At 74.3% G+C, this 18,942-nt stretch carries 22 protein-coding genes; 8 read left to right on the top strand and 14 right to left on the bottom strand.

What is annotated here, in order from left to right:
• Positions 1-4 precede the first annotated feature (4 nt).
• Both GPA02_RS19185 and GPA02_RS01070 read left to right on the top strand, forming a co-directional pair.
• Positions 5-556 carry a hypothetical protein gene (locus GPA02_RS19185; protein ID WP_156197983.1) on the top strand — a complete coding sequence of 184 codons (552 nt, stop codon included), beginning with the start codon at positions 5-7 and terminating at the stop codon, positions 554-556.
• Positions 557-600: 44 nt separating this feature from the next.
• Positions 601-1,299, top strand: a complete 699-nt coding sequence (locus GPA02_RS01070) for a phosphotransferase (protein WP_156197984.1) — start codon at positions 601-603, stop codon at positions 1,297-1,299.
• Here the strand turns inward: GPA02_RS01070 and GPA02_RS01075 are convergent.
• Positions 1,290-2,906 (bottom strand): DNA polymerase Y family protein, encoded by a 1,617-nt coding sequence (locus tag GPA02_RS01075; protein ID WP_240133805.1) that lies wholly within the window; start codon positions 2,904-2,906, stop codon positions 1,290-1,292. The genes GPA02_RS01070 and GPA02_RS01075 overlap by 10 nt on opposite strands.
• The gene (locus GPA02_RS01080) at positions 2,906-3,763 is read right to left on the bottom strand and encodes a hypothetical protein (RefSeq protein ID WP_156197985.1); all 858 of its coding nucleotides are present in this window, start codon (positions 3,761-3,763) and stop codon (positions 2,906-2,908) included. Before GPA02_RS01080 ends, GPA02_RS01075 begins: the two co-directional genes overlap by 1 nt.
• A 234-nt stretch (positions 3,764-3,997) precedes the next feature.
• On the opposite strand from GPA02_RS01080, the gene GPA02_RS01085 reads away from it, so the two are divergent.
• The 3 genes from GPA02_RS01085 to GPA02_RS01095 are packed head-to-tail and all read left to right on the top strand — an operon-like array spanning position 3,998 to position 5,686.
• Entirely contained in the window at positions 3,998-4,441 is a 444-nt protein-coding gene (locus GPA02_RS01085) for a hypothetical protein (protein WP_156197986.1), read from the top strand.
• A 52-nt stretch (positions 4,442-4,493) separates the two neighbouring features.
• Positions 4,494-5,087 (top strand): GNAT family protein, encoded by a 594-nt coding sequence (locus tag GPA02_RS01090; protein ID WP_156197987.1) that lies wholly within the window; start codon positions 4,494-4,496, stop codon positions 5,085-5,087.
• A 41-nt stretch (positions 5,088-5,128) separates the two neighbouring features.
• Positions 5,129-5,686 (top strand): YbaK/EbsC family protein, encoded by a 558-nt coding sequence (locus GPA02_RS01095; RefSeq protein WP_156197988.1) that lies wholly within the window; start codon positions 5,129-5,131, stop codon positions 5,684-5,686.
• A 3-nt stretch (positions 5,687-5,689) separates the two neighbouring features.
• Here the strand turns inward: GPA02_RS01095 and GPA02_RS01100 are convergent, their stop codons facing one another.
• The 7 genes from GPA02_RS01100 to GPA02_RS01130 form a co-directional block, all read right to left on the bottom strand.
• A complete protein-coding gene (locus GPA02_RS01100) occupies positions 5,690-6,301 on the bottom strand; it encodes a GyrI-like domain-containing protein (RefSeq protein WP_156197989.1) in 612 nt (203 codons plus the stop codon).
• Positions 6,298-7,227, bottom strand: coding sequence for a 5'-3' exonuclease (locus GPA02_RS01105; protein ID WP_156198143.1), 930 nt, complete (start codon positions 7,225-7,227; stop codon positions 6,298-6,300). The genes GPA02_RS01100 and GPA02_RS01105 overlap by 4 nt, the downstream gene beginning before the upstream one ends.
• A 77-nt stretch (positions 7,228-7,304) precedes the next feature.
• Positions 7,305-8,120, bottom strand: coding sequence for a TrmH family RNA methyltransferase (locus GPA02_RS01110; RefSeq protein ID WP_156197990.1), 816 nt, complete (start codon positions 8,118-8,120; stop codon positions 7,305-7,307).
• Between the two features lie 31 nt (positions 8,121-8,151).
• On the bottom strand, positions 8,152-9,324 hold the full coding sequence (locus tag GPA02_RS01115; RefSeq protein WP_156197991.1) for a glycosyltransferase family 4 protein: 1,173 nt from the start codon (positions 9,322-9,324) through the stop codon (positions 8,152-8,154).
• A gap of 64 nt (positions 9,325-9,388) precedes the next feature.
• On the bottom strand, positions 9,389-10,552 hold the full coding sequence (locus GPA02_RS01120; protein ID WP_156197992.1) for an SPFH domain-containing protein: 1,164 nt from the start codon (positions 10,550-10,552) through the stop codon (positions 9,389-9,391).
• Positions 10,553-10,649: 97 nt separating this feature from the next.
• On the bottom strand, positions 10,650-11,126 hold the full coding sequence (locus GPA02_RS01125; RefSeq protein ID WP_156197993.1) for an NfeD family protein: 477 nt from the start codon (positions 11,124-11,126) through the stop codon (positions 10,650-10,652).
• A 64-nt stretch (positions 11,127-11,190) separates the two neighbouring features.
• Positions 11,191-11,985: an ABC transporter ATP-binding protein gene (locus tag GPA02_RS01130; RefSeq protein ID WP_156197994.1), complete on the bottom strand. Its 795-nt coding sequence runs from the start codon at positions 11,983-11,985 to the stop codon at positions 11,191-11,193.
• A gap of 42 nt (positions 11,986-12,027) precedes the next feature.
• Between GPA02_RS01130 and GPA02_RS01135 the strand changes: the two genes are divergently transcribed.
• The gene (locus tag GPA02_RS01135; RefSeq protein WP_156197995.1) at positions 12,028-12,789 is read left to right on the top strand and encodes a hypothetical protein; all 762 of its coding nucleotides are present in this window, start codon (positions 12,028-12,030) and stop codon (positions 12,787-12,789) included.
• Positions 12,790-12,796: 7 nt separating this feature from the next.
• Here GPA02_RS01135 and glgA read toward each other — a convergent pair whose 3' ends face one another.
• A complete protein-coding gene (gene glgA, locus GPA02_RS01140) occupies positions 12,797-13,993 on the bottom strand; it encodes a glycogen synthase (RefSeq protein WP_156197996.1) in 1,197 nt (398 codons plus the stop codon).
• A 70-nt stretch (positions 13,994-14,063) separates the two neighbouring features.
• Here glgA and glgC point away from each other — a divergent pair, with 70 nt between their 5' ends.
• Together glgC and serB are read left to right on the top strand one after the other, a co-directional pair.
• Complete coding sequence (glgC, locus tag GPA02_RS01145) at positions 14,064-15,308, top strand: glucose-1-phosphate adenylyltransferase (protein ID WP_156197997.1); 1,245 nt, start codon at positions 14,064-14,066, stop codon at positions 15,306-15,308.
• The gene (serB, locus tag GPA02_RS01150; protein ID WP_275689707.1) at positions 15,305-15,943 is read left to right on the top strand and encodes a phosphoserine phosphatase SerB; all 639 of its coding nucleotides are present in this window, start codon (positions 15,305-15,307) and stop codon (positions 15,941-15,943) included. Before glgC ends, serB begins: the two co-directional genes overlap by 4 nt.
• 4 nt (positions 15,944-15,947) lie before the next feature.
• Here serB and gap read toward each other — a convergent pair whose 3' ends face one another.
• The 4 genes from gap to fabI all read right to left on the bottom strand — a co-directional run bounded on the left by gap (position 15,948) and on the right by fabI (position 18,935).
• A complete protein-coding gene (gene gap, locus GPA02_RS01155) occupies positions 15,948-16,949 on the bottom strand; it encodes a type I glyceraldehyde-3-phosphate dehydrogenase (RefSeq protein ID WP_156197998.1) in 1,002 nt (333 codons plus the stop codon).
• A complete protein-coding gene (locus GPA02_RS01160) occupies positions 16,946-17,554 on the bottom strand; it encodes a TetR/AcrR family transcriptional regulator (RefSeq protein WP_156197999.1) in 609 nt (202 codons plus the stop codon). Before GPA02_RS01160 ends, gap begins: the two co-directional genes overlap by 4 nt.
• Positions 17,555-17,634: 80 nt before the next feature.
• Positions 17,635-18,156, bottom strand: coding sequence for a SixA phosphatase family protein (locus GPA02_RS01165; protein WP_156198000.1), 522 nt, complete (start codon positions 18,154-18,156; stop codon positions 17,635-17,637).
• 11 nt (positions 18,157-18,167) lie between these two features.
• On the bottom strand, positions 18,168-18,935 hold the full coding sequence (fabI, locus tag GPA02_RS01170; RefSeq protein WP_156198001.1) for an enoyl-ACP reductase FabI: 768 nt from the start codon (positions 18,933-18,935) through the stop codon (positions 18,168-18,170).
• Positions 18,936-18,942: the final 7 nt, after the last annotated feature.

Genomic DNA, 18,942 nt, shown 5'->3' on the forward strand with positions numbered 1-18,942 from the left:
CGCCGTGACCGGCGTGGTCGTGGCCCGCGTGGCCGCCGTGGTCCCCGTGGTCAGGATGATCCGCGTGGTCGTGGCCCGCGTGGCCGCCGTGGTCCGCGTGGTCCGGGTGCGACGAGTCGTCCGCGTGGCCGGTGTGCGCGTGGCTCTCCTCCGACCCGTGCCCGGGCTCGTGCGCACCCTGTGGCCCGTGGCCGGGGTGCCCACGGTGGTCTTGAGGCCCCTGCGACGCGTGCGCGGCGTGAGCATCGTGCTCGGGGTCGACCTGCGGCCCGTGGTCGCCATGAGCGGCGTGGTCGTCACCGGTCTGCGGCCCGTGGTGAGGCTCGTGGGCCCGGTCTGCCTGGTCTGCCCCGTCGGCCTGGGCGGCGTGCGCTGCGTGGGCTGCGTCAGCGCCTGCGCGCTGCCCGTCCTCCGCGACTTGGCCGGTGGCCTCGTGGTCGTGATCGTGGCCGTGTCGCGCGTGCTCGTCGTGCTCGTGGGTCGCGGGCTCGCTCACGTCGCCGCCTCTCTCGCCGCCTGTCGGTGTGGCACCCCGGGTCAACCGTATACCCCCTAGGGGTATTCCAGTGCGGAATCCTGGTCTCGCTGTAGCGTCGAGCCATGGAGCTGGTGGCCGGCGGGCGGGACGCGGACGTCTACCGGCACGGACCCGACCACGTGCTGCGGCGGTACCGCGACGGCCGCTCGGCCGAGGCGGAGGCCGCCCTCCAGCGCGATCTCGCCGGGCTCGGGTTCCCGGTGCCCGCGGTGGTCGCGGCGGACGGGGCCGATCTCGTCATGGAGCGGGTCGATGGGGAGCCGATGGCGACGGCGCTGCTCGGCGGCCGTCTCGACCCGGTGGCCGCGGGGTCCGTGCTGGCGGACCTGCACGCACGCCTGCACGGCCTGGTCTGGCCGGGCGGTCAGCCGTTGCTGCACCTCGACCTGCACCCGTTCAACGTCCTCATGGCCCCCCACGGACCCGTGGTCATCGACTGGTCCAACGCTCGCCCGGGCCCGGCCGGTCTCGACCTCGCGACCACGGCCGTGATCCTCGCCCAGGTCGCCGGCTCCCCCACGATCCTCCTCGAGCACCCCGACGTCGCCCGCTCACCTCTCGGCCACGACGCTGCCGACCTGGCCGCTCGGCTGCGGGCGCTGCTCGCCGCCTTCCTCGCCGCGACCGACGCCGCGTCGCTGGCCGACCACCTCGAGGAGGCGGTCGCCCGCCGTCGTGCGGACCGCTACCAGACGGCGGCCGAGCGCACCCGTCTCGACGGCGCGGCCGCGCTGGCGCGGGAGCTGCTCGCTCAGTCGTAGACGCCCTCCACCCACCACGAGTCCCCCTCGCCGGCGAGGAGCAGCGCGATCTCGCCGCACACGACCTGCACGTAGGTACGCGGACGGCCTCCCGCCCACCACCGCTCGTGCACCGGCCACGGCCCGGCCCACCCGGTGACCTCGTAGCGGCGTCGGTGCACCTCGACGCGGGCGGGCATGCCGTGCAGCACGCCGCGATCGGCGACCACGACCGGCGTGCCGTCGTCGTCGAGCACGCGGGCCGGCACCGGCGTCGCGGGCACGGTGGCCGGCAGCGGCGAGGGGATCTGACCGGGCCACGGGGCCCGGGGGTCGCGCAGCGCGACGGGCTCGTCACCCCAGGCCACCAGCCGCACCCGGTCGCGAGGCGAGCGGCCGCCCTGCAGCACGGGCGCGAGCACGGCGTCGGCGCCGATGAGTCCCTGCACCCGCAGCGCCGCACGACCCGCCTGCGCCTGACCCCGGCCGTGCCGGCCCCACAGCCCGTCGGAGACCGCTGCGGCCGGGCTGACCTCCTCGGCCGCCAGCTCGAGGAAGGTCAGCGGGGCGCTCGGCCGCTGCCCGTTGCGCCCGGACAGCCACCCCTCCAGCTGCCAGCGCACCCGGTCGGTGAGCTCGGCCGCGGTCAGCGCACCGCCGTCGAGGCGCCAGCTGCGCTCGAGCGAGCCGCCGTCCTCGGTGCGAGCGTGCACCCGCAGCCGGGCGCACACGACACCCCGACGCAGCATCGACGTCTGCAGCTCCTCCGCCAGCCGGCGGGCCGCGAACGCGGCCGCGTCGACGCGGTGGGCGGGCGGGTCGAGATCGGCCTGCACCGTGATGTCGGGCTCGGCACGCCGCACCTGCGGCGGCTGCGCGTCCAACCCCTGCGCCAGCCGGTGCGCCTGCAGCCCCAGCGCACCGAATCGCGGCCCCACGTGCGCCGGGCGCAGCCGGGCCACGTCGCCCAGGGTGGCGAGCCCGAGCCGGCGGAACAGGTCGACCAGCTCCACGAGCCGGGCGCGCGAGTCGCGCGTCGTCGTCACGTGCACGAGGTCGCGCACGTCGCGGCGCGCGAGAAACTCCGCCGAGCGCCCCGGTGGCACGTGCACCTGCTCGCGGGCCGCCAGCATCGCCGCCAGCACGCCGTCGGCGAGGCCGACCTGTGCCTCCGCGCCCACCTCGGCGGCCGCGCCCACCAGCGACTCCGCCAGCGCCGCCTCCGAGCCCAGGTAGCGCACCGGGCCCCGCGCCGGCAGCACGGCCACCCCGGGCCGCAGCAGCAGCACGTCCGGGGCGACCTCCTCCAGCGCCTGCATCACCGGCTCGAACGCCCGCACGTCGCGCCCCTCGTCGGCCGCGACCAGCACGAGCTCGGGGCACACGCCCTGCGCGGTGCGACGCCGCATGCCGCGGCGCACGCCCTCCGCCCGCGCCTGCGCCGAGACCGCGACCAGCCCGCGGCCGTCGTGGAGCGCGACCGGCAGGTGCGCCTCGGCGAGCCCCTCGGACACCGCGGCCACGACCGGCCAGTCCGGCACCCAGAGCACCGCCAGCCGGGTGGCCTGCTCCGCCGTCCGCCCCCGCTCCTGCGGCGCCACGGGCGGCATCGAGGTGACGGCGCTCATCAGCCCGCCCTCGCCCAGTCGACCTCGAGGCCCGCGTCCTCCGCGGGCTCGACGGCCCCGCCGGGCACAGCGGGCGCCGGCCGCTCGGCCGGGGCCGGCACCACACCGCCGCCCGCCACCATCCTGACCCGTGCGCTGCGCTGGGTCGCGAGCCCGCGCGCGTAGGAGGTGACGGTCATCTCGCGGCCGGTGAGCACGCCGTGCCCCGCCCCGACCCCGAACCACGACCGCTCGCCGACCTCCAGCACCACCTGCGCCCCCGGCCAGGTGTCGCAGGTGAGCAGCACGGCCTCGCGCGTGCGCAGCCGGGAGGTGGCGGTGCGGCGGTCGGCCACGCTCAGGGCGGCGCACCGGCCGAGCACCACGACATCGAACCCGTCGACGACGGCACCCAGCACCGCCGCCGCCCCGGGACCCGGGCTCGGCACCACCACGGTGCGCTCCAGGTCGAGCCCGGCCTCGGCCGCGGCGGCCAGCCCGACGTCCGGCATCGCCACCACCGCGCACCAGGTGTCCTGCTCACGGCCCCCCGCGGCCGCCGCGGCCAGCGCGAGCAGCAGCGAAGTGGAGCCCGAGACCTGCACCGCGGTGCCGCGGCGCAGCCCGCCCGCGGGGAACAGCCGCTCCAGCCCGGGCGGCACCGGCAGCAGCAGCTCTGCGGGGACGGCGGTCGACGGCGTCGCCTCCGCCCCCACCTCGCCCCCGTCGCCCTCGCCGGACGCCGCGACACGGCCAGAGCCCGAGGCGGTCAGCGTGGTGACCCCCGTGAGGCGCTGCCGCAGACCCGCGCTCGCCTCGGCGGTGGCCAGAGCGCGCTGGGCCGCCGCCAGTCGCGCTGCCCGGCTCTCCTCCCGCACGTCCACCACCTCCCTGCTCCGCTGCCGGTGACGCTAGGAGCGACCACCGACACGACGTCCCCTGTCGCTGTCCCCTGCCGCTCGGACCGTCCTCGAACGGATGTTCTATTGAACTCCGCGGCACCGACGCTGTCAACGCGGCCCGCCCTCACCGGCGCCGCTGCCCCGGTTCGCCTCGGGAGCCAGGGCGAAGGTCCCGACGACGCCGTCGGGGACGCCGTTACGGTGCGCTTCATGACCGTGCCGATCCTGTCGACCTTCCCCGCAGCGACCCCGGTCGCCACCGCGGCGACGTGGCTGTGGCTGGGCATGGTGCTGGCGATCTCGTTCCTCGAGGCACCGCTGAAGTTCCGCGCCCCTGGCATCACGCTGCCGCTCGGTCTCGGCATCGGGCGGCTGGTGTTCCGGGCGCTCAACGCCGTCGAGACGGTGCTCGCCGTCGCGCTGGTCGTCTGCGTGCTGCTCGGCCCCGCCCCGGGCGAGGTCGGCGCTGCCGTCGCGGTGCTGGCCCTGCTCGTGCAGCTGGTCGCGATCCGCCCCCGGCTGACCCGGCGCACCGATGCCGTCCTCGCCGGCGGCCCGACCGACCGGCGCTCCCACGCCCATGTGGCCTACGTCGTCGTCGAGGTCGTCAAGGTGGTCGGGCTCGTCGCGACCGGTGTCGTGCTGCTGCCCTGATATCCGGTGTATCCCGTGCCGCCGCGGGCGCACCGCGTGCGAGGGTGGTCGCATGCCGTTCCCGACCCAGGCCGCCCCGCCGCCCGCACGGCTGGTCGCCGACACCCTGCTGCTGCGCCCGATCGCCGACGCCGACGCCGAGATCGACCACGACGCGCTCATGGAGACCCGCGACTTCCTACGGGTCTGGGAGCAGACCGGCTGGCCCGCGGACGACTTCTCGGTCGAGGACAACCGCGCCGACCTGGCCACGCTCGAGCAGCGGCACGCCGACGGCGTCGCCTACACCTACACGGTGCTCGACCCCACCGGGACCCGCTGCCTGGGCTGCGTGTACGTGATGCCCCGCGACGCGCGGTTCCTCGCGCTCTCGACGATCACGCCGCTCGCCGAGCACCGCTGGGACGACGTCGAGGCGGCCGTCTACCTGTGGGTGCGCGCCTCGGAGCAGGAGCGCGGCACCGACCGGACGCTGCTCGAGCACCTGCGGACGTGGTTCGCGATGGCGTGGGGCCTGCGCCGCGTCGTCCACGTCACCCACGAGGACCTGGCCCAGCAGGTGGCGCTGCTCGCCGACGCCGGCCTGGCGCCGCAGTTCGCGATCGAGGAGCCCGGCAAGCAGGGTCGCTACCTGGCCTACGGCTGACGGCGCTGGGCACCCCTCGCGGGTGCCCTACCGTGGCGACCATGCGACTCGGAACCCTCGACTGGAGCCCCGCGCTCGACCACGTCGACCTGCTGGCCACGCCCGTCGTCGCCCGGCTGCGCGACGCCGTCGAGCAGGGTGGTGAGCACGCGCAGGCGGCCCACGCCGTCCTCGCGACGCCGATCGACCCCGACCTCGCCGACACCGCCGCGATGACCGAGGCCTACGAGCTGCCGCTGGAGATCTCCGGCAACTGCGTGCTCGTCGCGGGCAGCCGGGCCGGCGAGGAACGCGTGGCCGCGTGCGTCGTGCGGGCGACGACGCGCGCCGACGTCAACACGACGGTGCGCAAGCGGCTCGACGTCCGCAAGGCGTCGTTCCTGCCGATGGAGACCGCGGTCGCCGACTCCGGCATGGCCTACGGCGGCATCACGCCGATCGGGCTGCCGGCGCGGTACCGGGTGATGGTCGACGCGAGCCTGGTCGACGCCGAGCACGTGATCATCGGGTCCGGCACCCGCGGCTCGAAGCTCGTGCTGCCGGGGTCGGCCCTCGTGCTGCTCACCGACGCCGAGGTGGTCGAGGGCCTGGGGCGCTGAGCGCTAGACCCGCTCGACCGGCTGCCGCAGGATCGTGCGCAGCTTCTCGGGCGCGGTGCGACGCGCGTCGCTGAGGTAGATCTCGTGGTGCCGGCCGCGCAGGCGCAGCCCCTGCGACGGCACGAACCGCTCGTGGATCTCCGCCAGCACCGGACCCTCCTCGTCGTAGGGACCGATGTGCAGGGTCTGCACGCACAGCCCCTCGTCGAGCTCCTCGAGCCGCACCTGGTCGAGCAGCGGCGCGTCCTTCCCGGCGGCGGCCTCCCGGGCCGCCTCGACGTGCGCCGCGTCGAGCCAGTCGGGGACGACGAGCATGACGGTCCAGTCCCACTGCGTCTTGTCGCGCGCCGTGGTGAACGTCGCCAGGTCCTCGGCCCACCACAGCGCCTCGAGCGGCCCGACGACGTAGTCGCGGTCGAGCTCGCGCCTGCTCAGGAGCTTCAGCGTGTAGGCGAGGGGGTAGATCGAGGCCAGCGCGTCGGCGTAGGCCTGCGAGGTGTTGGGGTCGCCGTGGCCGTCGAGCGCGAGGTAGCGGCGCGGCGGGATGTCGACCAGCGCGAGCTCGCCGCGCCTCGCGGTGTACCCCGCGAGCTCCTTCTTGAGATCGACCTTCACCGCGTGAGCGCCTCCAGCACGCGCCGCACCGAGCTGTCCAGGCCCCAGCGGTCCACCAGCTCCACGAGCGACTCGGGGGCGCGCGGCAGCGGGTGCTCGTCGTCGCCACCGGGCACGACGAGGTCGGTCGTCGTGACGCCGAGGTCGAGGTCGCGGCGCACCGCGACCACCCGCGGCGCGACGTCGAGGTAGTCGGCGGCCGCCTTGATCTTGGCGCGCAGGCCGGCCGCCATCGGCACCGTGGGATCGGCCGCGGCCGCCCGGATCCCGGCCAGGTCGCCGTAGGAGGTCAGCAGCGACGCCGCGGTCTTCTCGCCCACGCCGGCGACGCCCGGCAGGCCGTCGGAGGCGTCGCCGCGCAGCGTCGCGAAGTCGGCGTACTGGCTGCCTGCGACCCCGTACTTGGTACGGACGACGGCGTCGGTCACCTGCTCGTGCTTGCCCACCCCGCGCGCGGTGTAGAGCACCCGGATCTCGAGGTCGTCGTCGACGAGCTGGAACAGGTCGCGGTCGCCGGTGACGACGTCGACCGGCATCCCGGCGTCGGTCGCGAGGGTCCCGATGACGTCGTCGGCCTCCGCGGCGGGCGCGCCGACGACCGCGATGCCGAGGGCCTCGAGGAGCGCGCGGATCACCGGGATCTGGACCTCGAGCGGGTCGGGCACCTCCTCGACGTCGGGCGCGCCCGGCACGACCTCCTCGACGCGGTGCGCCTTGTAGGAGGGCAGCAGGTCGACCCGCCACTGCGGGCGCCAGTCGTCGTCCCAGCAGCACACCAGGTGCGTCGGCCGGTACTCCCCGGTGAGCCGGGCGATGAAGTCGAGCAGCCCGCGCACCGCGTTCACGGGTGTGCCGTCGGGTGCCGTGATCGAGTCCGGGACGCCGAAGAACGCTCGGAAGTACAGGCTCGCGGTGTCGAGCAGCATCAACCGCTGCGGCGCAGGTGAGGTCACGCGCTCACGCTAGCGGGCGGCACCGACGGCTCAGGTGCCGAACGCCGTGATCAGCGCGTCGCCCAGAACGCGACCGCGGCCGCAGCGGCGACGTTGAGCGAGTCGACGCCGCCGGCCATCGGGATCCGCACCACGAGGTCGGCCGCCTCGACCGCGCCACGGGTGAGGCCGTCGCCCTCGGTGCCGAGGACCCAGGCGAGCCGCTCCGGCGGGTCGGCGGCGACGTCGTCGAGCGTGACGGCGTGGTCGGCGAGGGCGAGCGCCGCGACCGTGAAGCCGGCGTCCCGGAGCGTCTCGACGCCGCCGGGCCAGGGGTCGATGCGGGTCCAGGGCACCTGGAACACCGTGCCCATCGACACCCGCACGCTGCGCCGGTAGAGGGGGTCGGCGCAGCGCGGCGTCACCAGCACCGCGTCGACGCCGAGCGCGGCCGCGCTGCGGAAGGCGGCTCCCACGTTGGTGTGGTCGACGACGTCCTCGAGGATCGCGACCCGGCGCGCTCCCGCGACGAGGTCGGCCACCGGCGCCAGCGGCGGCCGGTGCATGGCCGCGAGCGCACCACGGTGCAGGTGGAAGCCCGTGAGGCGCTCGAGCACCTCCTCGTCGGCCACGTAGACCGGCACGTCGCCGTGCTCCCCCGCCCCGACCTCGAGCAGCACGTCGGCCATGCTCTCCAGCCACCGCGGCGCCATGAGGAACGACCGCGGGCGGTGCCCGGCCGCGACCGCCCGCCGGATCACGGTCGAGGACTCCGCGATGTAGAGGCCCTTGCTGGGCTCGTGCCGCGACCGCAGCGCGACGTCGGTCAGCCTCGTGTAGTCGGCGACGGCGGGGTCGTCGGGGTCGGTCAGCGTCACCAGGGGCACCGGGTCACGGTAGCCGCTGCGACGCACCGCCTCAGCGCGTCAGCAGCCGGCGTCGCGGCGCGAGGGTGCCCGCGACGACGTCGCCCGCCGCGAACTCGATCGCGTTGCGGTAGTGCATGGTGATCTGCTCGTTGACGGCGTCCCAGGTGCAGCCCTCGGTCGAGGCGCGCGCGGCGTCGCCCATCTGGCGGCGCAGCCCCGCGTCCTCGACGAGCTGCGCGACGTGACGGCGCATCGCCTGCAGGTCGCCCGGCGCGTAGAGGAAGCCGGTGACGCCGTGCTCCACGAGGTCGATCGGGCCGCCGCGCGCGGGGGCGACCACCGGCACGCCGCTGGCCTTGGCCTCCTGGATCGTCTGGGCGAACGTGTCCATCTCGCCGGTGTGGACGAACACGTCGAGGCTCGCGAGCAGCCGGGTGAGGTCGCTGCCGGCGAGGTGCCCGGTGAAGGTCGCCCTCGGCAGCGCCTTCGCGATGTGCTCGCGCCGGGGCCCGTCGCCCGCGACGATCAGCCGCACCCCCGGCAGCGACTGCAGCCCCGCCAGGTCCTCGACCTGCTTCTCGCGCGCCAGCCGGCCGACGTAGCCCACCAGCACCTCGTCGGGCCCGGCCACCGTCATGCGCAGCGCCTCGTCGCGGTGGCACGGCGAGAAGGCGTCCCGGTCGACGCCGTGCGGCCACACCGCCACCCGGTGCACGCCGCGGTCGATCAGCTGGCGACAGGCGTACGTGCTCGGCGCGAGCGACAGCGTGGCGCGGCGGTGGATGTCGGTCACGCGCTTCCACAGCAGCGGCTCGAGCTGCTTGACCTTGTACCGGCGCGCGTAGGTGGGCGCCTCGGTCTGGTAGACGGCGACGCTCGGCAGCCCCAGCGTCTGCGCGGCGCCGATGGCCTGCCAGCCGAGCACGAACGGGGCCGCCAGGTGCACGACGTCGGGCGAGAAGTAGCGCAGGTGCTCCTCGAGGGTGCGCACCCGCGGGGTCGACAGCCGCATCTCGGCGTACCCGGGCAGCGGCACCGCGCGGAAGCGCCGCACCTCGGCGCCGGCGTAGGAGTCGACCGCGCTCGTGCGGCGCCCCGGCGCCGGTGCGAGCACCAGCACCTCGTCGCCGCGCTCGGCGAGGAAGTCGAGCAGCCGCAGCAGGGTGACGGTGACACCGTTGGCCTGCGGCAGGAACGACTCGGCGACGACCGCGATCCGCACGGCCTCACTCTAGCCGCGCGGGCCCGCGACCACCTGTCGGTCCGCGGGCCCGGGCGGTACGGGCTCAGCCCTGCTGGGGGTCCTGCCAGGGCTGCTGCGCCGGCGGCGGCGGGGTCGGCTGGCCCTCGGGCCGCTGCCCGGCCTCGGCCGCACGCGAGAACGGCATGCCCGACGCGTCGCCCGCGCTGCCGGCCTCGGCCTGCGCCTCGTCGACCTGGCCCCGCGCCTCGCGCAGCGCCTCGGCCGGGTCCTGCAGCGCCGTCTCCGGCAGGTCGATGTCGAGCCCCTCGACCCGCTCCGCCGTCGACTCGCGCTCGCCGGTCGACGGCGAGAAGGCCGGCGAGGGCACCTCGCCGCCGAACGCTCCCGCGATCGACCCGAGCGCCGCGGTGAACTCGGTCGGGATGACCCACAGCTTCGAGGCCGAGCCGTTCGCGATCTGCGGCAGCATCTGCAGGTACTGGTAGGCCAGCAGCTTCGGGTCGGCGTCGCCACGGTGGATCGCGTCGAAGACCTGGAGGATGGCGCGCGACTCACCCTGCGCCTTGAGGATCGCGGCCTGCGCCTGGCCCTCGGCCCGCAGGATCGCCGACTGCTTCTCACCCTCGGCGGTGAGGATCTGCGACTGCTTGACACCCTCGGCCGTGAGGATCGCCGCACGGCGGTCCCGCTCGGCGCGCATCTGCTGCTCCATCGAGCCCTGCACGCTCGCGGGCGGGTCGATCGCCTTGAGCTCGACACGGTTGACGCGGATGCCCCAGCGCCCGGTCGCCTCGTCGAGGACGCCGCGCAGCTGGCCGTTGATCTGGTCGCGGCTGGTCAGCGTCTGCTCCAGGTCCATCGACCCGATGACGTTACGGAGCGTGGTGACCGTCAGCTGCTCGATACCGGTGATGTAGTTCGCGATCTCGTACGTCGCGGCCTTCGGGTCGGTCACCTGGAAGTAGATGACGGTGTCGATGCTCACCACGAGGTTGTCGGAGGTGATCACCGGCTGCGGCGCGAACGAGACGACCTGCTCACGGAGGTCGACGCCGGCCCGGACCCGGTCGATGAACGGGATGAGGAAGTGCAGACCCGCGTAGAGCGTGGTCTGGTAGCGCCCCAGCCGCTCGACGATGAGCGCCACCGCCTGCGGCACGATGCGGACCGCCCGCCGGATCGCGACGACCGCGAAGATGGCGATGAGGATGAGGACGAGAAGGCCGATGACCTGGCCTGGTTCCATGCGAGATCTCCTGAGCTGTGCGTCGTGCGGTCGGTCGGTCCGTCGGTGTGGTCAGGCGGTCGGCGGCACGCCGCCGGCTCGGGGCCGGCGGCCTGTCTCAGTAGCCGGGGCCGGGCTGGCCGTAAGGCTGCTGCGGGGTCTCCTGCGTCTGCGGCGCGACGACGGCGGTCGCGCCCTCGATCCTGGTGACGACGACGGTGGTCCCGGTCGCGAGCACCACGCCCGGGCTCTCGGTGCGCGCCGACCAGACCTCGCCGGCCAGCTTCACGCGGCCCGCGCGCTCGGTGACGTCGGCGACGACGGTCGCGGGGCGACCGACGTGCGCGCGGACGTTGGTCACGGCCTCGGGCGTGCTCCGCTTGAGCTTGTCGACCGCCATCGGGCGCACCAGCACCAGCAGCAGCACCGCCACGACCACCCCGATGACGATCTGCAGCCAGAAGGGCGCGCCGAGCGCACCCGCGAGGCCACCGGCGGCCGCGCCGCCCGCGAGCATGAGGAAGGTCAGGTCGACCGTCAGCAGCTCGATGACGCCGAGCACGAGCGCCAGCCCCAGCCACCACAACCAGCCCATGGGACCCTCCTTCACCTCGTCGTCGTCGACACCAGTGTAATGGTCGCAGGGCTGTAAAGACTCTCTAAAGTCTCCGGGCGTGCGCGCGAGCGGCGTATCGACCCTGCTGACGGGACACGATGAGGTCGAGCCCGAACGTCGCCGAGAGGTTCTGCGGGGTCATCACCCGCTCGAGCTCGCCGGCGGCCACCACCTGCCCCTCACGCAGCAGCAGCGCGTCCGTGAAGCCCGGCGGCACCTCCTCGACGTGATGCGTGATCAGCACCAGCACCGGGGCCTTGGGGTAGTTCGCGAGCTCCGACAGCGCGGCGACCAGCTCCTCGCGACCGCCGAGGTCGAGGCCGGCGGCCGGCTCGTCGAGGATCAGCAGCTCGGGGTCGGTCATGAGCGCCCGCGCGATCTGGACGCGCTTGCGCTCCCCCTCCGACAGGGTGCCGAACATCCGCTCGGCGAACCGCTCCACGCCGAACGCGGCGAGCAGGTCGCGTGCCCGGCTCTCGTCGACCGGGTCGTAGTCCTCGCGCCAGCGGCCGGTGACGCCGTAGGAGGCGGTCAGCACGACGTCGAGCACCCGCTCGCCCCCGGGGATGCGGTCGGCCAGCGCGGCGCTGGCGAGCCCGATCCGCGGGCGCAGCTCGAAGACGTCGACCTTGCCGAGCCGCTCGCCGAGCACGTCGACGGTGCCCGACGTCGGGTGCATGCGCGCCGCCGCCAGCTGCATGAGCGTCGTCTTGCCGGCCCCGTTGGGCCCCAGGACGACCCAGCGCTCGCCCTCCTCGACCGACCAGGACACCTTGTCCAGGATCACCGTCGACCCCCGACGGACGGTCACCTCGGTCATGTCCAGCACGTCGCCCATGAGGGTCAAAACTAGTCGCTCCGACGGCTAGCCTGAGACCCGGTGAGCGTGTCCCTGCCTCGGAGCGTCGTTGCGGCCCTGTGGGTCGGCTCCGCCGACGACGGCGAGAGCTGGCTCACCGATGCCGTCGCGGCGGTCACCGGTACCGACGAGCCGCACCGGACCGACGACGACGCCCCGCTCGCGCTGCTGCTCAGCCGGCTCGCCGAGCACCGCCGTCCGCGTGCGGCGACCTTCGCCGCGCTGCCGGTGCCGCACGAGCCCGTGGGGCTCGCGGGCGCCGCGGGGGTGGCCGCGATGGACGCCGGCGAGTGCGTGGTCGTCGACGGCGGCGTGCTCGGGCAGGCGCTGGTCGCGGTGCCCGACGTGGTGGCGTTCGGGTCGGCCCTGGAGCCCGGCGCGATGGTGCGCTGGCAGCTGCACAGCACGCAGGTGTCGGCGGTGCCGGTCAACCTGGGCGAGGCGCGCCGCATGCTGGCCGAGGCGCTGGTCGTCGCGGTCGACACGCTCGAGGCGATGGACGTCGCCCGGTGGCGGCCGGACGCGGCCGAGGAGATCGCGGAGCTGGCCTCGGCGGTCGTGCCCGAGCAGGTGGCGCGCACGCTGCCGCCCGACCTCGACCCGCGCCGCAGCGACCTGCTGGTGCGGGGCGCACGCCTGGAGGCGATCGCCGAGCTCGCGATGGCCGACGACGGCGCGGCCGTCACGATGTGGGCCGCCGACCAGCGGCACGCCGCGCTGCGGCACGTCGCCACGGCCGCGCGTCACGCGATGTCGGCCGCCAGCACGTTCGTGCGGCAGTGACCCGCCGCTACAACACCCCGCGGTAGACGTCGAGGGTCCGCTCGGCGATCGACTCCCAGGAGAAGTGCTCCTCGGCGCGACGGCGGCCGGCGGCCCCCATCTCCGCGGCGCGGGCCGGGTCGCCGGTCACCCGGGTGAGCGCGTCGGCGAGGTCGGCGACGAACCGCTCGGGGTGCACGGGCGTGCCGGTGCCGTCGTCGACCTGCTCGATCGGGACCAGCAGCCCCGTGACGCCGTCGTCGATCACCTCCGGGATGCCGCCGGTCGCCGAGCCCACCACCGGCACCCCGACCGCCATCGCCTCGAGGTTGACGATGCCCAGCGGCTCGTAGACGCTCGGGCACACGAACACCGTCGACGCCGCGAGCAGCGCGACCACCTGCTCGCGCGGCAGCATCTCCTCGATCCAGATCACCCCGGTGCGCTGCTCGCGCAGGCCGAGGAACGCCGTCGACACCTCGCGCGCGATCTCGGGCGTGTCGGGCGCCCCGGCGCACATGACGAGCTGGACGTCCGCGGGCAGCCGCTGCGCGGCCTGCAGCAGGTACGGAAGGCCCTTCTGCCGGGTGATGCGACCGACGAAGATCACCGTCGGGCGGCTGCGGTCGACGCCGAACCGCTCGGCGACGGCGTCGATCGCCTCCTCGCTCGGCCGCGTCCAGCCCGCGAGGTCGATGCCGTTGTGGACGACGACGACGTCGTCGGGGTCGAGCGAGGGATAGGCGCGCAGGATGTCGGTCCGCATGCCGGCGCTGACCGCGATGACGCGCGCCGCACCCTCGTAGGCGGTGCGCTCGGCCCACGACGAGAGCGCGTAGCCGCCGCCGAGCTGCTCGGCCTTCCAGGGCCGCAACGGCTCCAGGCTGTGCGCGGTGACCACGTGCGGCACGTCGTGCAGCAGGCCGCCGAGGTGGCCCGCCATGTTCGCGTACCAGGTGTGGGAGTGCACGACGTCGGCGCCCTCGACGTCGGCCGCCATCGCGAGGTCGACCCCGAGGGTGCGCAGCGCGGCGTTGGCGTGCGCCAGCCCGGCCGGCTCGTCGTAGCCCTGCACACCGGGCTCGGCGTCGGGACGAGGTCCCTCGAAGCACCGCACCCGGACGTCCGCGTGCGGCCGCAGCACCCGCGCCAGCTCGGCCACGTGCACCCCCGCGCCGCCGTAGACGTGCGGCGGGTACTCGCGGGTGAGCAGGTCGACACGCATCGGTGAACCTCCGTGGTCGTGGTGGCGTTTCCGTGGCTGTTCGCCGTCCAGGCAGCCTAGGGTTGCGCACATGGCCGCACCACGTGTTCTGGCGATCGTCCTGGCGGGCGGCGAGGGCAAGCGACTGATGCCGCTGACGACCGACCGCGCGAAGCCCGCCGTGCCCTTCGGCGGCATCTACCGGCTCGTGGACTTCGCGCTGTCCAACGTGGTCAACGCCGGCTACCTGCGGGTCGTGGTGCTCACGCAGTACAAGTCCCACTCGTTGGACCGGCACATCGCGAAGACGTGGCAGATGTCGCGGATGCTCGGCAACTACGTCGCCCCGGTGCCGGCGCAGCAGCGGGTCGGGAAGAACTGGTTCCTCGGCAGCGCCGACGCGATCTACCAGTCGCTCAACATCCTCCACGACGAGCGGCCCGACATCGTCGTCGTGGTCGGCGCCGACCACGTCTACCGGATGGACTTCTCCCAGATGGTCGAGGCGCACATCGCCTCCGGCGCGGAGATGACGGTCGCGGGCATCCGGCAGCCGATCTCGCTGGCGGACCAGTTCGGCGTCATCGCCGCCCACCCGGACGACCCGACGCGGATCGCGGACTTCCTCGAGAAGCCGAGCGACCCGCAGGGGCTGGCCGACTCCCCCGGCGAGGTGCTCGCCTCGATGGGCAACTACGTCATGAACGCCGACGCGATGATCGACGCCGTCACGCAGGACTCCAGGAACCCGGCGTCCAAGCACGACATGGGCGGCGACATCGTGCCGTTCTTCGTCGCCAAGGGGCAGGCCGGGCTGTACGACTTCATCCACAACGACGTGCCGGGGTCGACCGACCGGGACCGCGACTACTGGCGCGACGTCGGGACGCTGGACTCCTACTACGACGCCAACATGGACCTCATCGCGGTGGAGCCGGTCTTCAACCTCTACAACGACTCCTGGCCGGTGCACACCGGGTACACGGGGCTGCCGCCGGCGAAGTTCGTCCACTCGGTCGGCGACCGCGTGGGGCACGCGACCGACTCGATCATCTCGCCCGGCGTGGTCGTCTCCGGCGGCGAGGTGCGCACGTCGGTGCTCTCCCCCGGTGTGCGCGTGAACTCGTGGGCCGACGTCGAGGGCTCGGTGCTCATGGACGGCACCGAGGTGCACCGGCACGCCCAGGTGCGCAAGGCGATCCTCGACAAGCTGGTCGTCGTCGAGGAGGGTGCGACCGTCGGCGTCGACCGCGAGCTGGACCGCTCGCGCGGGTTCGTCGTCACCGACGGCGGCGTCACGGTCGTCCCCAAGGGCGCGAGGGTCACCAAGGCGTGAGCACGAACGATCGCCGGCGTCTGCTCGTCATGGACGTCGACTCCACCTTCATCACGGCCGAGCAGATCGAGCTGCTCGCCGCCCACGCCGGCACCGAGCAGCTCGTCGCCGCGGTCACCGAGCGCGCGATGCGCGGCGAGCTCGACTTCGCCGCCTCGCTGCACGAGCGGGTCGCGACGCTCGCCGGGCTGCCGGTCGAGACGCTCGACGCCGTCCGCGACGAGATCAGCCTGACCCCGGGCGCCCGCGAGCTCGTCGAGGCGTGCGCCGAGCGAGACTGGCCGGTCGGGCTGGTCTCGGGGGGCTTCCACGAGATCATCGACCCCCTCGTGGCCGAGCTGCCGATCGCGCGCGTGCAGGCCAACCGTCTCGAGGTGGTCGACGGCGAGCTCACCGGGCGGGTGAGCGGCGCCGTCGTCGACCGCGCGGCGAAGGCCGCGTTCCTGCGGTCCTTCGCCGACGAGGCCGGCGTGCCCCTCGCCGACTGCGTCGCGATCGGCGACGGCGCCAACGATCTCGACATGATCGCCGCCGCCGGCCTCGGGGTCGCGTTCGCGGCCTACCCGGTCGTGGCCGCGCAGGCCGACCTCGCGCTCCCCGGGCCGCGGCTCGACGAGGTGCTCGCGCACCTCTGAGGGGTCAGAGTGCGGCGCCGAGCCGCTCGGAGAACTCCACCAGCCGGTGGGAGAAGCCCCACTCGTTGTCGTACCAGCCGTGCACCTTGACGTGCCGGCCGACCGCCTGCGTGAGCGGTGCGTCGAAGATCGACGAGTGCGGGTTGCCGACGATGTCGGCCGAGACCAGCGGCGCCTCCGAGTACTGCAGGTAGCGCTGCAGGCGACCCGACGCGGCCTCGCGGAACGCGGCGTTGACCTCCTCGACGGTCACCTCGCGCGCGAGCACGGCGGTGAGGTCGGTGATCGAGCCCACGGGCACGGGGACCCGCATCGCGGCGCCCGTGAGACGCCCGTCGAGCTCGGGCAGCACCTTGCCGATCGCGCGCGCAGCGCCCGAGGACGCCGGGATGATCGACATCGCAGCGGCGCGGGCGCGCCGCATGTCCGAGTGCGGCGCGTCGTGCAGCCGCTGGTCGGCCGTGTAGGCGTGCACGGTCGTCATCAGCCCGGACTCGACGCCGAACGCCTCGTGCAGCACCGCGACGAGCGGAGCCAGCGAGTTCGTCGTGCACGAGCCGTTGGAGAAGACGTCGTGCGCGCCGGGATCGAGCCGGTCGTCGTTGACGCCGAGCACGAACGTCGGCACGTCGCCCTTCGCGGGTGCCGAGACGACGACCTTCCTGGCGCCGCCGCGCAGGTGCGCCGCCGCGGCCTCGCCGTCGGTGAACCGCCCGGTCGACTCGATGACGACGTCGGCCCCGACCTCGCCCCACGGGATGCTCCCGGGCTCGCGCTCGGCGAGCACGGCGATGCGGCGGTCGCCCACCTGGAGCGCGCCGTCGACCTCCGTGACGCCGTCGAGGTGACCGTTGATCGAGTCCCACTCCAGCAACGTGGCCAGCGTGTGCACGTCGGCGATGTCGTTGACCGCCACCACCTCGACGTCGGCCCCGCTCGCGAGCGCGGCACGCAGGTAGCTGCGCCCGATGCGGCCGAAGCCGTTGATGCCGATGCGAACCGTCATGGTCGTTCCCTCTCCTCGGTGTTCCTGCCAGGTCCGTGGGGCCGCGACGGTGCGGCGGCCCGCAGCAGCGCGAGCGCACCGCTGCAGGCGTCGTCGAAGGGGCGCTGGTCCTGCTGGGCGATCGCGAGCACGTAGCCGCCCTGCAGCACCGCCATCAGCGTCCGCGCAAGCTGCTCGGGGTCGAGGTCGTCACGGAGCTCGCCGGCGGCCACGGCCGCCCGCAGCGCGCGGGCCCAGGCGCCGTGCACCTGCTGGAACGCCCGCGCCACGGGCGCCAGCAGCACCGGGTCCTCGCGCACCTGCGGGTCCTGCGTCATCCGGCCGACCTTGCAGCCCTTGAGCGCGTCGCGCGGACGCATGAGGTAGGCCTCGATCCGGGCCATCGGGCTGCCGGGGCCGTCGAGCTCGGCCGCGGCCGGCAGCAGGTCCACGACGTTGCGCTCGAGCGCGGCCAGGGCGAGGTCCCGCTTGCTCGGGAAGTGGTGGTACATGCTGCCCTGCCCCACGCCCGCGCGCTCCCGCACCTCACGCGGGCTGGTGTCGGCGTAGCCGCGCTCCCACATCAGCTCCGACATCGTCGTGACGAGGCGTTCGCGGGAGTCCATGGCACGAGTGTACATACCTGTAGGTACAGAATGCGCCGACCTTCGCTGCCGCCCGCGGGCGGCGGGTCGCGGGCGGCCTCTCAGACCCCGGGGCTGAGCACCTCGACCAGGCGCGCGGAGCCCGGTGCGAGATCGGCCCAGCCGCCGTCGACCTCGAGCAGCGACAGGCCTGCGGTCGGCACCCCGACCCGCACCTGCGCGAGCGCCGCCGGGTCGGAGCCGGGGCCGGCGAGTCGTGCGGCGGTCTGCGACATCGTCGGCTCGTGCCCGACGACCAGCAGGTCGCCGACCTCGTCGTGGACCTCGGCGACCGCCGCGAGCACGTCGGAGACGTCGGCGAGGTACAGCGCGTCGAGGTAGACCACCTCGGGCTGTCCCTCCCCCAGCGCGTCGGCGACCAGCTGCCACGTCTGCCGGGTGCGGGCCGCGGTCGAGCACAGCACGAGCTGCGGCAGCCGCCCGTGGTCGCGCAGCTGCTCCGCGACGACGGGCGCCTGTCGGCGGCCGCGCGCCGCCAGCACGCGTTCGTGGTCGGGCGAGCCGTCCTGGTCGGACTTGGCGTGCCGCAGCAGCGTCAACCTGCGCGGCTCGGTCCCGGCCATGCCCGGGCCGCCTACTGCCCCATCGCGTGCACGCCGCCGTCGACGTGCACGACCTCACCGGTCGTGGCGGGGAACCAGTCGCTCAGCAGCGCCACGACCGCGCGGGCGCTGGGCTCGGGGTCGTTGACGTCCCAGCCCAGCGGTGCGCGCTCGCTCCACACGCTCTCCATCGTCTCGAAGCCGGGGATCGACTTCGCGGCGGTGCTGCGCACCGGTCCGGCGGAGACGAGGTTGCAGCGGATGCCCTCGGGCCCGAGGTCGCGCGCCAGGTAGCGGCTTGTCGCCTCGAACGCGGCCTTGGCCACGCCCATCCAGTCGTACACCGGCCACGCGTACCGGGCGTCGAAGGTCAGCCCGACGATCGAGGAGCCCTGGCCCATGAGCGGCTTGGCCGCGACCGCGAGCGCCTTGAGCGAGTAGGCGGAGGTCTGCAGCGCGACCGCGACGTCCTCCCACTGCCCGGCGAGGAAGTTGCCACCCATGACGCTCTGCGGTGCGAACCCGATCGAGTGGACGACGCCGTCGAGGCCGCCGACGTGCTCGGAGACCCGCTCGGCGAGCGCGTCCAGGTCCTCGGTCGAGTTGACGTCGAGGTGCACCACGGGCGCCTCGGCCGGCAGCCGGCGCGAGATCACCTGGGTGAGCCGGTACGCCTTGCCGAAGCTGGTGAGCACCACGGTGGCGCCCTCCTGCTGGGCCAGCCTGGCGACGTGGAACGCGAACGAGCTCTCCACGAGCACGCCGGTCACCAGGATGCGCTTGCCTTCGAGCAGCCCCACTCCGGGC

This window comes from Actinotalea caeni, from assembly GCF_009733795.1.
Classification (GTDB): Bacteria; Actinomycetota; Actinomycetes; order Actinomycetales; family Beutenbergiaceae; genus Pseudactinotalea; species Pseudactinotalea caeni.

Coding starts and splice junctions, on each gene's coding strand:
- GPA02_RS01085 (WP_156197986.1), top strand. CDS start 3,998: ATGACCGTGCCGATCCTGTCGACCTTCCCCGCAGCGACCCCGGTCGCC.
- glgC (WP_156197997.1), top strand. CDS start 14,064: ATGGCCGCACCACGTGTTCTGGCGATCGTCCTGGCGGGCGGCGAGGGC.
- GPA02_RS01160 (WP_156197999.1), bottom strand. CDS start 17,554: ATGGACTCCCGCGAACGCCTCGTCACGACGATGTCGGAGCTGATGTGG.
- glgA (WP_156197996.1), bottom strand. CDS start 13,993: ATGCGTGTCGACCTGCTCACCCGCGAGTACCCGCCGCACGTCTACGGC.
- GPA02_RS01130 (WP_156197994.1), bottom strand. CDS start 11,985: ATGGGCGACGTGCTGGACATGACCGAGGTGACCGTCCGTCGGGGGTCG.
- GPA02_RS01095 (WP_156197988.1), top strand. CDS start 5,129: ATGCGACTCGGAACCCTCGACTGGAGCCCCGCGCTCGACCACGTCGAC.
- GPA02_RS01165 (WP_156198000.1), bottom strand. CDS start 18,156: ATGGCCGGGACCGAGCCGCGCAGGTTGACGCTGCTGCGGCACGCCAAG.
- GPA02_RS01125 (WP_156197993.1), bottom strand. CDS start 11,126: ATGGGCTGGTTGTGGTGGCTGGGGCTGGCGCTCGTGCTCGGCGTCATC.
- GPA02_RS01120 (WP_156197992.1), bottom strand. CDS start 10,552: ATGGAACCAGGCCAGGTCATCGGCCTTCTCGTCCTCATCCTCATCGCC.
- GPA02_RS01070 (WP_156197984.1), top strand. CDS start 601: ATGGAGCTGGTGGCCGGCGGGCGGGACGCGGACGTCTACCGGCACGGA.
- gap (WP_156197998.1), bottom strand. CDS start 16,949: ATGACGGTTCGCATCGGCATCAACGGCTTCGGCCGCATCGGGCGCAGC.
- GPA02_RS01105 (WP_156198143.1), bottom strand. CDS start 7,227: ATGCTGCTCGACACCGCGAGCCTGTACTTCCGAGCGTTCTTCGGCGTC.
- GPA02_RS01075 (WP_240133805.1), bottom strand. CDS start 2,906: ATGAGCGCCGTCACCTCGATGCCGCCCGTGGCGCCGCAGGAGCGGGGG.
- GPA02_RS01090 (WP_156197987.1), top strand. CDS start 4,494: ATGCCGTTCCCGACCCAGGCCGCCCCGCCGCCCGCACGGCTGGTCGCC.